The organism is Allobaculum stercoricanis DSM 13633, assembly GCF_000384195.1.
GTDB lineage: Bacteria > Bacillota_I > Bacilli_A > Erysipelotrichales > Erysipelotrichaceae > Allobaculum > Allobaculum stercoricanis.
The window spans coordinates 1,884,524-1,899,334 of record NZ_KB913034.1 but is presented as its reverse complement, the minus strand read 5'-3'; the positions used below and the strand labels follow the sequence as shown (position 1 = coordinate 1,899,334).

General features: G+C 37.5%; 11 protein-coding genes and 1 tRNA gene. 4 read left to right on the top strand and 8 right to left on the bottom strand.

Translation table 11 applies throughout. The features are described 5' to 3' along the window. Positions 1 to 258: 258 nt before the first annotated feature. The 3 genes from ALLST_RS0108860 (at position 259) to ALLST_RS0108850 (ending at position 7,508) form a co-directional block, all read left to right on the top strand. Complete coding sequence (locus ALLST_RS0108860) at positions 259 to 2,691, top strand: PD-(D/E)XK nuclease family protein (RefSeq protein WP_019893829.1); 2,433 nt, start codon at positions 259 to 261, stop codon at positions 2,689 to 2,691. A 1-nt stretch (position 2,692) separates the two neighbouring features. Further along, the gene (locus tag ALLST_RS0108855) at positions 2,693 to 5,974 is read left to right on the top strand and encodes a UvrD-helicase domain-containing protein (protein ID WP_019893828.1); all 3,282 of its coding nucleotides are present in this window, start codon (positions 2,693 to 2,695) and stop codon (positions 5,972 to 5,974) included. 196 nt (positions 5,975 to 6,170) lie between these two features. Further along, the gene (locus ALLST_RS0108850; RefSeq protein WP_019893827.1) at positions 6,171 to 7,508 is read left to right on the top strand and encodes an NCS2 family permease; all 1,338 of its coding nucleotides are present in this window, start codon (positions 6,171 to 6,173) and stop codon (positions 7,506 to 7,508) included. A 138-nt stretch (positions 7,509 to 7,646) separates the two neighbouring features. Here ALLST_RS0108850 and ALLST_RS0108845 read toward each other — a convergent pair whose 3' ends face one another. From ALLST_RS0108845 to ALLST_RS10630, 7 genes are all read right to left on the bottom strand, one after another. Further along, entirely contained in the window at positions 7,647 to 8,843 is a 1,197-nt protein-coding gene (locus ALLST_RS0108845) for a hypothetical protein (RefSeq protein ID WP_019893824.1), read from the bottom strand. A 20-nt stretch (positions 8,844 to 8,863) separates the two neighbouring features. Further along, positions 8,864 to 9,568 carry a C39 family peptidase gene (locus ALLST_RS0108840; RefSeq protein ID WP_019893823.1) on the bottom strand — a complete coding sequence of 235 codons (705 nt, stop codon included), beginning with the start codon at positions 9,566 to 9,568 and terminating at the stop codon, positions 8,864 to 8,866. A gap of 632 nt (positions 9,569 to 10,200) precedes the next feature. Then, complete coding sequence (locus ALLST_RS0108835; RefSeq protein WP_019893822.1) at positions 10,201 to 10,815, bottom strand: ABC-2 transporter permease; 615 nt, start codon at positions 10,813 to 10,815, stop codon at positions 10,201 to 10,203. Positions 10,816 to 10,818: 3 nt separating this feature from the next. Then, positions 10,819 to 11,667, bottom strand: a complete 849-nt coding sequence (locus tag ALLST_RS0108830) for an ABC transporter ATP-binding protein (protein ID WP_019893821.1) — start codon at positions 11,665 to 11,667, stop codon at positions 10,819 to 10,821. Next, positions 11,660 to 12,040, bottom strand: coding sequence for a GntR family transcriptional regulator (locus ALLST_RS0108825; RefSeq protein WP_019893820.1), 381 nt, complete (start codon positions 12,038 to 12,040; stop codon positions 11,660 to 11,662). Before ALLST_RS0108825 ends, ALLST_RS0108830 begins: the two co-directional genes overlap by 8 nt. Positions 12,041 to 12,166: 126 nt before the next feature. Continuing rightward, complete coding sequence (locus tag ALLST_RS0108820; protein ID WP_019893819.1) at positions 12,167 to 12,463, bottom strand: hypothetical protein; 297 nt, start codon at positions 12,461 to 12,463, stop codon at positions 12,167 to 12,169. A gap of 150 nt (positions 12,464 to 12,613) precedes the next feature. Next, positions 12,614 to 12,955 (bottom strand): hypothetical protein, encoded by a 342-nt coding sequence (locus ALLST_RS10630; RefSeq protein WP_019893818.1) that lies wholly within the window; start codon positions 12,953 to 12,955, stop codon positions 12,614 to 12,616. A 220-nt stretch (positions 12,956 to 13,175) separates the two neighbouring features. On the opposite strand from ALLST_RS10630, the gene ALLST_RS0108810 reads away from it, so the two are divergent. Continuing rightward, on the top strand, positions 13,176 to 14,516 hold the full coding sequence (locus ALLST_RS0108810) for an MATE family efflux transporter (protein ID WP_019893817.1): 1,341 nt from the start codon (positions 13,176 to 13,178) through the stop codon (positions 14,514 to 14,516). 191 nt (positions 14,517 to 14,707) lie between these two features. Here ALLST_RS0108810 and ALLST_RS0108805 read toward each other — a convergent pair. Then, positions 14,708 to 14,796 (bottom strand) — tRNA-Ser (locus ALLST_RS0108805). Positions 14,797 to 14,811 lie beyond the last annotated feature (15 nt).

The window sequence follows — 14,811 nt, the reverse complement described above, 5'->3', positions numbered from 1 at the left end:
GAGGATGATCTCCATGATCAATGAGTGAGTTAAAATTTTGTGTTCATTTCAAGGAATGGATTGAAATGAGGATTTGTTTGCTCAAGTCTAAGACTACATGAGAAATACAAAAAATGCACTTAAACAAAAAGGATTTTATTGTGATTTCGATTGGAAACGGAATGAGTTAAGCATACAGAGGATGATCAGCTCTTTCTGGTCAATTCAAACGGAAAAAATGGAAAAGCGATGAAATAAGATCGCGAAAGGAAGATTGTTATGCGAATTGAAGAAAACACAATTATTATTGCCCCAAGCCCTCTTCATCTACGGATTTATGAAGAAATCATTGCGCAAAAAGGCAGTTGTTTGAATGTATCAGTTTTGTCTTTGGAGGCATACATTAGCCGCAATTTAAAGCAAACAAGACCTTCCACAGCAGCAATTTTATATTCTTATCGCCAAGCGTTAAGTACACTAAGTCAAACGAATACGTTTTACTCTTCGCGAAGTGATTACGATTTTTTGAAAGATTGCAATGAATTCATGACGTATGCCAAGCTGTATGACATTCAACAATTTCCACAAGAAACAAAACGGGATCAAGATCTATATGAAGTAATCGAAAAGTTGATGCCGATTGAACTTTGGGTTGAAGAAGCAAAAACAACCGTTTATCCCGATGCAACAGCTTTGCGCATTTTAAAAACGGAGTTCAATCCGCTTCAAGCTTATTGGGTTTCGATGTTAGAAAAACAAGGAGCAAAACTCATCGATACGCAAAAACATCAGCGCTTTTACTATTGGGCAACGTCCAATCCCCATAAAGAAAAAGAAGTTTGTGCTGACGCACTCGTAAAAAACCAACTTAAAGCGGAAAACACATTGATTGCGCTTGCGGATGATCAACAAAAATATGCCTTGGCCCAAGCTCTAGAATCGAGACGAATTCCTTATACATTCGTTCATGAAGAAACAGATTCGAAAATTCTCAATCAATGGCGAGCGGCGTTACATTATTTAGCTGATCCAAACCAAGCTAATTTAATGAATGTATTAAAAGTGATGTTTCCAACCACCGGATATGACTTAAGACGCTATTTGGATTTGTTTGGCGATCAGCCAATTGCTTTAAAAGATATGCCTTATCAAGAAAATCCGCTGATTTCTCAAACGGATTTTGATGATTTAGTGAGCCTAGAAATGGCCGTGAGCCCATGGCTTGGCAAATTAAAAGAAATTCGCTCTTGGACATTAAAATCTATGGGGAAAATTGGGGCGATGATCATGGACCAAACACCGGAACCAAGTGAAGATGATGTCCGTATTTATTCAGGAGTTTTAGATGGTTGGAACCAAATTAAACAATATGTTCATCAACCAGAAGACTTAGAAATTTTTATTCGTTCATTAGATGCCCTTCACCCTTCTTCTGCATTACCGGAATGGAAAGGTGTTTTAATTGGTGGTCGAGATTTAGTTTGTAACTTATTCGATAATGTCTTTTATTTAGGAGCTGATGCGTCAAACTTTCCAACAAATGTCGCAAGATCGGGAGTATTTGATGAAGAATATGTCGCAAAACTCGATTTTCCGACATTAGATGTGCGAATGAGTGAACATTTAGAAACGCTCAAATCCGTATTGATGCAACCAGAAAGTGTTTATTTCTTAATGGCGCAAACGGACTATGAAGGGAAAAGTATTGAACACTCGCACGAACTGACGTTATGGCTAGAAGCTTTGCCTAAGTTTAAAAACTCAGCACAAAGTTCAATCAATTTACGACCAAGCTTTCAAATCAAAAATATGCAAAGTCAGGTGTTCTTCGAAAAAGAGAATCAAAAAGTGCGAACTCATTCTAGACAATTAAAAGCCTATGAAGATTGTCCTTTACAAAACATGTTGCAATATGGTTTGCAGTTGAAAAAGCCAACTGTTCGAAAAGATGTTCTTCACTTACGAGCACAAATCATTCCAACGTTGATTCAATATTGCCAACAAATCGGTAAACCGTATCAAGAAGTGACACCAACAGAAGTACGTGCATTTGTCGAACAACAATTCCAATTTGCAAGAAAGATCTTCTTACAGCGAAAAGCGGAACTCGATGCCCTGGCCATCAAGACAGAAAAACAACTCATCTGGGTATTACAAAACATTCAAACGATTGGCAAAGAGATTCCTTATATTTTAGTGCCAGGCGAATATCAGCTCGATATTGAAGAAACATTACAAGGAATCCCATTTCAAATTGAAGGATCCCTCGCTAATGCGAATTCACGACATGCGATTTTTAATTTATATGCCCCAGAACAAAATGGTTTTGAAGGACCAAGCGGCACATTAGATTTATCTTTACAACCGAAAGCGCAAAGTAGTGCAGCTTTTTCCATTTCTTATGGCAGAGGAGCACAAGCCAATGCCGTTGCCATCACGTATGAACAAGGTGCCGCCAGTGCCCAAGTTGATTATTTAAAACAAGCGATTGTTGCGCAAAATTTTGAACCAAGCCAACAACCGTTGATGCAAGCACTCACGAAAAAAGTGCCGACCTATCAAAAGCGCGAAGAACAATTATTAAACCAAGCACAAGGGTATGCGCAAGCGATGAAAGAAAATGAATTTATGCCTTACCACAAAAGTACAGCCTGCACGACATGCGCATATCGGGCCATTTGTCGTAATGCTGCAATAGAAAGAGGGGAATAATATGGAAAACCAACTCGATCAATTTGATCTTGTCGATCAAGACATGAAAAAACCTGCTCTTCCTGAAGAAAAGTCCACAAAGAAAATTAATTTTTCTAGTACACAACAAGCTGTCATCGATAGCCGAAACAAAAACTTATTAGTTAGTGCCTCAGCGGGGGCGGGGAAAACGGCCGTGCTCGTTGAACGATTGTGTCGTTTTGTGATTGATGATCGTGTTCCAATTCAATCTATTTTAGCGATGACATTTACCGAAGATGCAGCGCGTGAAATGAAAGTGCGTTTAAAGCAACGTCTTTTGGAAATGGATCGTGACCCCTGGATTGACCAACAAATTAGTCAGCTTGAAACGGCGTCGATTTCAACAATCCACTCCTTTTGTTTGGATGTTGTTCAAAAAGAATATTACTTGGCCGGATTGAGTTATTCGATGGCGACCCATGTTGATAATGGATTGGCTGATCAACAAGCTTTAGAAATCGCTTGTCGTAAAGGGATGGAACGTCTTGATCCGCTCAAGCGGGCCAATATGGAATTTTATTTAGAAACATATTCGAAAACCGAAAAAGATCTCCAAGAGATTTTGTTGAAGTTTTTAGAGATTGCCCGATCAAAAGCGGATTGGAAGGCGTGGATTCAAGAAAACGCCAAACCTAAAGCGGTCGTGACGAAAGAGTTTTTAGATTGGTTTGCGATCCGGATTCAAGCTTTGATCGATATTTTTGAAGAAGTTGAAGAACAAGTCGCAGAAATGGAATTTAAACAAGCTAAAAAACAAGAAGAATTCCTGGCAATTTTTTCGGGGAAAATCACGAAATTGCGTGGCTGTTTAGAAGCTTTGAATCAAAATAATTATTTGGTGTTCTATCATCGATTTATTGAATATATTGAAACCTCTGGCAAATTCACTCCGACGATTAATAAAGTTTCCTTTAAAGAAGTGCAGGCGGATTCGCGAAAATTTGAAAAGAAAATTGCGGAAGTTTTATATACGATCGAAGATTTTGAAAAGATTGCTCAAGACACAGCGGAGTTATTAGCAACGTTTTGTGAATTGGCTATTGATGTGCAAGAAGAGTTCATGGCTCAGAAAAAAGAAGCGGGCTTTATCGATTTCTCCGATATGGAACAATATGCGTGGAAAATCTTGCAACATGAAGAAGCCGCAAATGCATTACGCGATCGTTACCAAGTTATTTTGATTGATGAATATCAAGATACAAATGACTTACAAGAAGCGATCATTCAAGCGATTGCGAGAGAAAATAACGTGTTTAGGGTAGGCGATATTAAACAATCGATTTATCGTTTCCGCCAAGCTCGTCCAGAATTGATGAAACATCATTTAGAACACGTTGGAAAGCATGATGAAGTGATTGCGATGCAGGAAAACTACCGCTCAAGTGCGATGTTGATTTCCTTTGTGAATCGCTTTTTTGAACAATTGATGAATATTGAAGGCATGCCATCGCAATTTGGTGCGATTGATGTCGCCAAACCAGGAAGTTCGGGACAATATGAATCTGTTCAACATCCGATTCGTTTCTTATTTACGGAATATGATGCCCCAAGTGAAGATCAAGAAGAAGCAGAACAAGAAAAACCAGCGAAAAGTAAAAAAGCGATTCACCGCGTGCATCGCTATGATTTGATTGCCCATGATATTGAACAAAAAGTTGCTAATAAAGAGTATACATATCGTGATATTGCGATTTTAACACGATCTTCTACACCACATGAAGAATTGAAACAAGCGTTAGATAGTTGGGGAATTCGTTCGATTCACCATATGCGCAAAGGTTTCTATACCAATAAAGCAATTCAGATTATTTTGTCAGCAATGCGGGTGATACAAGATCCACGAAACGATATCGCCTTGATGGCAGCACTCTGTTCGCCTTTAACCGGTTTAGATCAAAACGACTTATTACCTTTACTTCAAAATAGACAAGAAGGACAATCTCTCTATCAGACCTTACATAATCAGCCACAAGGCTATCAAATGTTGAAGCTCGTTCGCGATATTCAAAAATATCGTAATTTGCCTTTAGCTGAAATTGTGATTCGTCTTTATGCCTACAACCAGTTCTATGATACGAAAACAACAGCCCAAGATCAGACGAACCTCGATTTGTTGTTGCAAAAAGCAGTTGAAGCGCAATCCCTTCTCGATTTAGATGGCTTTTTAGACTCGGCGAATCTAGAGGAAAAACTCGATAAAACGAGTGAGGCAATGTCGTTTGGTAAAGAAGAAGATGCCGTGCGTATCTCCACCATTCATGCTTCGAAAGGCTTGCAATATAAATTGGTCTATATTCTCAGTGATCAAAATACACGAGACATGGAAGCGGGGATGCCGATTCACATCGATGCCGATTTAGGCGTTAGCCTAGAAGGCCTCGATTTGCATCGCCATTTGAAATTGAAAAGTGCATCTTCTCTAGCCTTTGAACAAAAACGGTTCATGGAAGATATCCAAGAAAAAATGCGCTTGTTGTATGTTGCTTGTACACGAGCTGAACAAGAACTTGTATTTGTGGATAGTTTGAAACAAGAAAATCTCTATGATGGACCATTAAATCAATATGCGATCGCAGCCAATAAAGGATTTACGAGCTGGTTCTTCCATGCGTTCCATACGCACCCCTGCCAAGAAGTGGTATTTGAAAAAGTAGAAGAGCTGTATACAAGACCAGATCGTTCGGTTTTATCGAAACAACAACGAATTCGAATTTCACATTACGAATATCCAACCCATATTATTCGTTCTCAAACGGCTAGTGCGTCTAAGAAGCGTTCTTCTTGGAAACAAGTCCAAACTCTTGCGCAACCGGGATCTTTAGAAGCACGAAATCGTGGAACGCTCATTCATGAAATTGTAGGTTCGATTCCATATCCATATCAACAAGAGGAAATTGAATCCTACTTAAAAAAGGCCAATCAAACCCTGGATCAGCAAGGCAAAAATCAAATTATGCAATTGAACCAAGAAGCACACTATCAAAAATGGATGAACTATCCGCATGAATTTGAGTGCCCTTATTGCACAAAAGAAGAAGAGGCATATGTTCATGGATTTATGGACTTAGTCGTCTTTTTGGAAAACGAAATCGTAATTGTCGATTTTAAATCCGACAATGCTTTTGATGCGACAAGCTTAGTGCGCAAATATCGTTCTCAGCTTGAAACGTATCGTAAGGCAATGGAACAAATTCGACCAGGAATGAAAATTACAGCTTGGATCTATTCGTTCACACTTGGAGAAATGATTGAAATTTCTTAAGTCCAGTGTGAGTAAAAGAAATATTGAGATTTGAAAGATACAAGCCAAGATTTTTGATTTATGAAAACGTAGTAAAAACAATTAAATTACAACAATTTATCCGAATTTTTTCCGTAATTCGGGAAAATTTCGGATTCGAAAATTTCCTTAGCTATACTTATAAATGTTTCTTTATAGAAAAACATAGGAGGAAATTATGTCTTTTTTAGAAAAGTGTTTCCATCTCTCTGAGAAGGGGACAACAGTAAAAACAGAAATTGTTGCCGGAATTACAACTTTCCTTGCCATGGCTTATATCTTAGGGGTTAACCCAATGATCTTAGCCGATGCGGGAATGGACAAAAACGCTGTATTCATGGCGACTGCATTAGCTTCTGCTGTTGCTTGTTTCTTAATGGGCTTTTTAGCAAACTATCCAGTTGCACTTTCTGCTGGTATGGGTGTTAACGCATTATTCGCTTACACAGTATGTGGTGCAATGGGTTATTCTTGGCAAGCTGCTTTAGCTGCTGTATTTGTTTCTGGTTTGGTTTTCGTATTGATTTCCGTAACAGGAATTCGTAAGAAAATTATCGATGCGATCCCAGTACAGTTAAAACTTGCGATTGGTGCAGGTATCGGTTTCTTTATCGCATTTGTAGGTTTGAAAAACTGTGGATTAATTATCGCAAATGCATCTACATTCGTAGGTATCGGTAACTTAGCAGACCCAACTGTATTACTCGCAGTATTCGGTTTAATTGTGACAATCGTTTGTGTTGTTCGTAAAATTCCAGCTGGTGTATTCGTTGGTCTTCTTCTTACAGCATTAGTTGGTGTTGTATTAGGTATGATGGGTATGGAAAACATGCCTGCAGTAACTGGTGTATTTACTACATCTTTTGAAATGAACGCAGCTGGTGCATTCGTACAAGGTTTTGGTGAATTATTCGCAAACCCAATGAACGCACTTGTTGTAATCTTCTCTTTCTTATTCGTTGACTTCTTCGATACTGCCGGAACATTAGTTGCCGTAGGTAACGAAATCGGTTTGGTTAACGAAAAAGGTGAATTAGAAAATGCAGAACAAGCTTTATTAGCTGACTCTATCGGAACTTGCGTAGGTGCTGCTTTAGGTACTTCTACAGTAACAAGCTTCGTTGAATCTTCTTCTGGTGTAGGAGTTGGTGGTAGAACTGGTTTAACAGCAATCACAACTGGTGTTTTCTTTATTCTGTCCATCTTCATTTCACCATTGGTTTTAGGATTAATCACAAATGCTGTTACAGCGCCTGCTTTAATCGTAGTTGGTGTTATGATGGCTCAGCAGATGAAAAACGTTAAATGGGATGACATTACTATTGCTATTCCAGCATTCGTAACAATCATCTCCATGATCTTAATGTATTCCATTTCTAATGGTATCGCATTTGGCTTCATCTCCTATGTTGTCGTTATGCTTGCAGCAGGACGTGCAAAAGAAATTCACCCAACAGTTTGGGTATTAATGGTGATCTTCTTATTCTACTTCGCATCACCATACTTATCTTTCTAATTCCAATTAGAAGCGAAATATGATCAATAATAAAAGCTATAACGCCTGGAAAAATCCAAGAACGTTATAGCTTTTTTTGATTTTATGAAAGTCAGTAAAGAGGCACTGTAGATCGAAAATGTGTTATAGCTCAAATAGCTATTCCATATTTACAAGATAGAATTTGATCTTTGACCAGTCATTATTCGCATAATCAACAATCACATTGACAAGGGCAGTCTTATCGTTTAACCGGAAATAATAATCGATTCCTGCTTCAATATCTGGAAGCTTTTCGATCGTTAATTGATTATCCTGTAATTTGGCTTTCCAAGTTGAATGATCATCTGAACGAATGAACAAGAAAGAATTCTGTGCACCTGCGCCGACGTTTTTATTTCCGATTTCATCATAAGGTGATTCGATTGGAACAATTTCTTTTGTGGTTAAATCTAAAAGATGATATTCATTTTCTGCAAGCGATGCGTCTGCGACAAATGTTTCGCCTAGATCTGGTTGATCATATTTTCTATTGGCTATAAATACTTTATCTTTTAGTGGTTGAAGACGAATCACATCTTTATCAAACTCGACAGTCTCATACCCTTCTGAATTGACAAGAACGATTACTTTCTTTCCGTTTAAAGTGGATTGAAATACAAGTTTGCATAGATCATCATTGGTGAATGTCGGAAATTTAAAATGGGTAAATCCAGAATCTCCTCCTGATTGCCATAGTGTTGTGACTGTTTGATCGGAATTGATGCGACAGACTGTACTTCTCATATCGATATCACCAGGTCCACTTGTCGCAAATAACAGATGACCTTGATCGATCGCGAAGAGTGGTGCTGATGGAATTCCGTCAAGTGGGGCGCTCCAAATTTCGTTTCCGTCTGCATAAATCACACCGTAAGCATTATCTTCTCTAGGGACGATGACAGATTCATAGAACACCCCATTAAACTCTAAAAAATCCCATACACGCTCATTGCTGTTTGGATCACGTTCTTTGATTAATGAAATGTTCCCATCGTGTAAATCCATCTTATATTGCCGAACTGTAGGATATAAATAACTAATTTGTCTATTTAAAACTTGGAAATAGTAAGTATTATTCGATTCACGAACGCGTTCATAACACTCGTTTTCGTTGATGATGACATCCCCTTGTGTTTCAAGTTTCATTACAGGTTGATCAATCACGATCTCATCAACTGATGTTTGCGAAGAATCCTCAGTTGTGATTGCGCTGGAAGTACTGGACACAGAAGATGTATTGGTGTTTGTAGCACAAGCGCTAATGAATAAGGCACCTACTAATAATGTGCTAATTCTTGATACATATTTATTCATATACAAGTCCTCTAATTGAGCTAGAAAATATAATAACCACCATTATTGTTTAATGCCCGAGACATTTCATCTACTGGGCAATACCAAAGTGATGCAAAATTAGGGAAGGGATCCCAAAACCAAGTTTGACCAGGCGCATATCCATTTCCAAGAACGGCGTGACCATAATTTCCGTGTCCATATCCGAATACAGAAGCGTCAACACTATAAATCACTGGATAATTCGCATTAATATCCGCTACCATATTTTGGTAATAATGAGAATAAGTATTGTTTCCTAATTCATAATTTACCCCAGTTAACTGAGTGATTACAGGTTGAGCATCACTCATATATGTCCCACGACCTTCAACAGTTTTCATCATTCCAGCAAGTTCGTTTTGTGATTTCTTAGCTCCTGTAACATATTCGATTAGAATCTGAGAACATGCTGGTACACAATAATAATTTGTCTCTTGTGTATATCTTGGTGTATTAAGAATCACTTCTCCAGCATAAGGGATTGGTCGTTTTGCATTTTGTTCCTGTAGAATTTTGATTTTCTCGTCTAATTTTCTTAGGTTATCTTCTGACCAGAATTCTTTTTCTCCTTCCGGGCTCATGCCACTATAATTAGTGCCTGGAGTCATTTCAAATTGTTCATCATTTTTAAATTCATTGGCTTGAATGGGGATAGACGCAAATAGGATATTTGCGGTCAATAATAACGAAAAATATTTATTCATTGTTTTTCTCCTAGTTCCATCTCTATTCAAATGAGATTTTTTTGTTCGTTTATTGGTTTGTATTTATAAATGCTTTCAAAGCTCAAAATAAGTCATGGGCATCACGTCCTTTGATACATACAATATTGAGGTTAATTATGTTCGAGTCTGGATCAATGTTCGTTTTGCTTATTTACTTAAATATCAACAAAATGATGAGATCTTTTATTAAAGAAAAGAGACGAAGTCGTTGTGATAAAAAGAACTGAAATGATTATTTTATGACTCATGATCCAGGAATATCGTTCTCAATATATATGAATGATATATGTTATTGATATTGTAAAATGTCAAATTGATTATGTAAATAAAAATCGAAAATTAAAAATTGTTGCAAATCCAGTTAAAATTAACTGATTTTGGTTTGTGTTATATGCTGATTTGCATTAAAATAATCCAATTTGTATTTCTTAATTTTGTCTACGACGGAAAAGATGAGAAAAATAGAAAAAGGAGAGAATCCACTTGAATTCATATTTTCTAATTAGAAAGTCGAATTCAAAAGGTTCTCGCCTAGTATTGTTTTGAAGTGAAAGCAAAAATGAATTTGAGTTATTAATTTAGAAGTTAAATCTTTGATCTACTCCAATAAGTTAGAATTCACGGCGTTGAATTAAACGATTACTGATGAACATTGAGATGAAGATGATGACAATTAAAGCGACACCAATCATTAGGAAAATCCAAGGAGAATGGCTCATAAATAGTGCTGAATTGAGAACATCTGGTGAAGTAAATGATTCAGCAATGACAATAATCATCACGACAATCGCAATGGAGAGTAATCGGAAAACTAATATGCCATTATCCTTAAATTTAATGGTTAAGGGAATTAATAGGGAAGCGATCAAGATGGCACTGATACAAGCGATTAAGCAAGGAATTCCCATCTTTGAAAAAGAATTCACTACACCTAAGGCGTATGCAAAGATGAATGAGGTCAGTAAGGCAGGGACAATACTGATGATATATTTTTCGAAAACGTATTGTTTTCGTGTGAATGGCAAAGTAAATAAATAAGCACCAGTTGATCGCTGAAGATTGTCGCTCACCGATTTAGTCATTGTGATTGCGAGCATCACAGGCATAAAGACGACGGCTAGAGTGGGGTGGACAAAACAATATAACAGACTTAAACCTAGAATGATCAAAAGGTAAAACTTCATGGATTTGAGCCATTGCCAATCAAGGATAAATAAAGCTTTCATAAATTAGCGTTCCCCCTGTTCAAGAATAGTCAGAAGATCATCGATATTTCCTGCAGAAACGACGATTCCGGGATAGTTTTCCTCATAAAATTGTCGATCGGAAACAAGGACTTTAATGCCATGTGGTTGGCGATCGATTCCTACGATCGCAACTGGATCAAGTGTGTCTAATGTTTTAGCATCTACAGACAAGATTCCATATTGATTTTTAAGGGCATCCACTGTTTCGTGAAGAATGAATTGGCCATTATGAATGACCCAAAAATCATCACAAAGATTTTCTAAATCAGAAGCAATATGGGAACTGATGAGAATGGATCGATCTGGTTTCTCCATGAAATCTTGCAAGCATTCATATGTCTTGTTGCGCGCAATGATATCTAATCCAGCAGTTGGTTCATCGAGAATTAATAATTTTGCTTCATGGGTTAAGGCAGTGGCTAATTTAAAACGCACTTCCATACCTGTTGAAAAACTCGATAATGGTTTGTCATAAGGTAAGTTGAGCTGTTTGCACAATTGATCAAACAACGCTTCATCAAAATGTGAATAAGCCGCTTTTAAAACTTTTTTACAATGGGCAATGTTGAGATAGCGAGAAAATGTCGCATGATTAAAGAGCACACCGAGATTTTCTTTTTGCTCTTTGGACAGTTCATCGAAAGTCTGGCCAAATAATTCAATCGTGCCTGAATTGATTTGAATTAAGCCACAGATGGCTTTGAACAATGTGCTTTTTCCTGCGCCGTTGAGTCCAACAATTCCGGTAATCGAATTGGGTTCAAGATGAAATTGATCGATAGATAAAGAAAATCCTGGATATTCTTTTTTTAGATTTTGAATGTTAAGCATCATAATCCTCCAATAAAGTATTCACGAGCTCGAGAATTTGATCACGGGTATAATTCATCGTTTTTGCCTTTGTAAAAGCGAGATCAAATGCGTTTTCGAGTTGTTTTTGCATTTCTTCTTCCACCAAATTTGGTGAAATAGAAGAAACATAAGTGCCTTTTCCATGCACACTTTGCACAAAGCCTTCGCTTTCTAATAAGTCGTAGGCTTTTTTTACAGTTAGAGCGGAAATATGGTGGTTTTTAGCGCATGTGCGAACAGAGGGTAATAGTTCACCACTTGCTAAAGAGCCGTTGGCAATTTGTTTGCGAATTTGATTGGCGATTTGTTCGTATATAGGGACCATTGAGGTTGTAGAGATTTGAAGTTCCATAAGCACCTCCTGCATAAACAGTATAGAACAGTGAATAACAGAAATAAACAGTACAAACACAACAAAACAGAAATTCTGAGATAAAAAAACGCCTTTCTCAAATTGAGAAAAGCGCATTTTCATGTTTTATTGATTGACTTCGGAATATTTACGACGGGATGGGTCGAGGTTGTCACAATAGTAACGAACAGTTAATTTGCCTGCAATTTTGGTACGGATTTTTGGTTCAACTTCAAATCCATCGCCTTCTAACATTTGGTTGAGCATAGCTTTACAAGCAGCAGTTAAATTTTTGCAACCTGGTTCACATTCATCCTGTAATTCTTTTGCGTTGACAAGAATATAGAGTTCCATGGCATCATGAGCTTGTTGTTTTTTGGACATTAACACTTGCTCATACTGTTCTTGCGTCCATTTTTCCATGAGAATTTCCTTTCTTCGTTTGGGCCGATAAGCTAAAAGATAGAATAAAGGATATCATTCGATTGTCAAATTAGCATGATGTAAGCGAATCGCAAAACATTTAAATCCCACAAATAAAGCAAAAATCAATTTTTTTGAATATTTTGGGTGTTATGGCTTGACGATTAGATCAGCGTTCATCATTTTTTCGCTCATTTCGGATAATGGGCAACTTTTTCCGGCTTTAAGCACAGTATCTAAATTATAGAAAGATAAGCTTTCTTCATTAACAAGGACTTCAATTCCTTCTTTTTCGAGAGCTTGAAGATCTTCTAATACAGCACTTTCTTCACTAGCTAAAACAACAGCAGAATTATATAGAAGAATAGCCGTTGGGCGAGTCGAATTGGAAACGAGAGAATTTAAAAAATTTTTCATTAAACGTTCGCCTAATTGCGGATTTCCTTGACCGAAACGGCTGGAATTTAAAACAACTAACACATCTTGAGACATGAGAACTCCTTTCTGCCTCGTTTAAATGCTTGATAATTCGATATCCAGCTTGCGAGGCACTGAAACATTAAGAGTATAAGGCAAAATAGAATTGAATCCAAACATAACGAATCTATCGACATTGCTTTAAAATGGATTAAAATACGTGAAAACGCCAAAATGAGTTTGAAAAAACAGATGATAAAAGCGAAGAAAATGGACAGAGAGAAGGAATAGGATTGTGCACCAGAAAGATTTAACTAAAGGAAATGTATTTTCCACGATGTGCTTATTTGCGATGCCGATGATTTTAGGCAATCTTTTACAACAAGGATATAACATTGTGGATACGTGGGTTGTCGGACATTACATCGGCTCTGATGCATTGGCAGCAGTTGGATCCGCCTTTACGTTAATGACGTTTTTGACGTCTATTCTTTTGGGATTGTGTATGGGCAGTGGTGTAGTTTTCTCGATTTGTTTTGGAGCGCAAGACAAAAAACGACTAGAACGAGGCATTTGTTCAGCGTTCTTTTTAACAAGTGTTGTTGCACTTGTTTTGATGTTCGCCTCACTCATATTGATTGATGGCATCATGTTGTGGCTGAATATTCCTGTCGAAATTGTTGAGCGAACAAGATCTTATTTATTCATTGTCTTTTGTGGGATTCCGGCGATTGCTTTATACAATTTCTTTAGCGCCTATTTAAAAGCATTAGGAAATTCGATAGTTCCGTTAGTCTTTTTAGGCGTGGCAACGGGAATCAATATTATATTGGATCTTGTCTTGGTGGTGGTGTATCCACTAGGTGTTGCGGGAACGGCTTGGGCAACAATTATTGCTCAATATATTTCCGGAATTGGCATTGGGATGTATACCCTCATTCACGATCATAAAATGCGCCAGGCATTCTGTCGTTTTAATGTCAAAAAAGAAAGTCTTAAAGAAATTGCGAATTATTCTTTGTTGACGTGCATGCAACAATCTGTGATGAATTTAGGAATCTTGATGGTCCAAGGGTTAGTGAACAGTTTTGGAACGGCCATCATGGCAGCTTTTGCGGCAAGTGTTAAAATCGAAGCTTTTGCGTATATGCCAGTCCAAGAGTATGGCAATGCATTTTCGACTTTTATTGCCCAAAATATGGGCGCCCATCAAACAAAGCGGGTGCAACAAGGATTTCGCTATGGTGTACTCACATCAATAGGGTATTGTTTTGCAATCTCCCTAGTGCTTTGGTTTCTTGCTAAGCCGTTGATCCTTATCTTTATCGATCCGCAAGAAACGCTGATCGTTGCCCAGGGGATTCGTTATTTACATACAGTAGGTCCATTTTATTTTGGGATTGGTTGCCTATTTTTGTTATATGGATTGTATCGAGCAATTGGAAAACCAGGCGTTTCAGTGGTCTTAACAATTATTTCCCTGGGAACAAGAGTGTTACTTTCTTATTTTCTTTCCTCTATTTCGCAAATTGGTGTATTAGGAATATGGTGGTCGATTCCTATTGGTTGGGTTTTGGCGGATCTTGTAGGATTCTTGTATTACCGCAAAAATAAAAGGAAATTATTAAAAGAATAATTGGAATAGAATGTTTTAAAGATGTCTGATTGCTGAACAGGCATCTTTTTTTGAGCAAATTGAACAAGAAGCTTTATAGAGAAGAGTTTGATGTGTCTAATGATTTTGCAGCTTTAACTTATTCCTTTTGATTGGAAATGGAATATAATGGGGAAATAAAAAAAACCGGCTATGCCGGTTTGATTTTTAAGTGGCGGAGACGGTGGGATTCGAACCCACGAGCCCTTGCAGACTACCTGATTTCGAGTCAGGCTCGTTATGACCACTTCGATACGTCTCCATATGTTTTTGTATT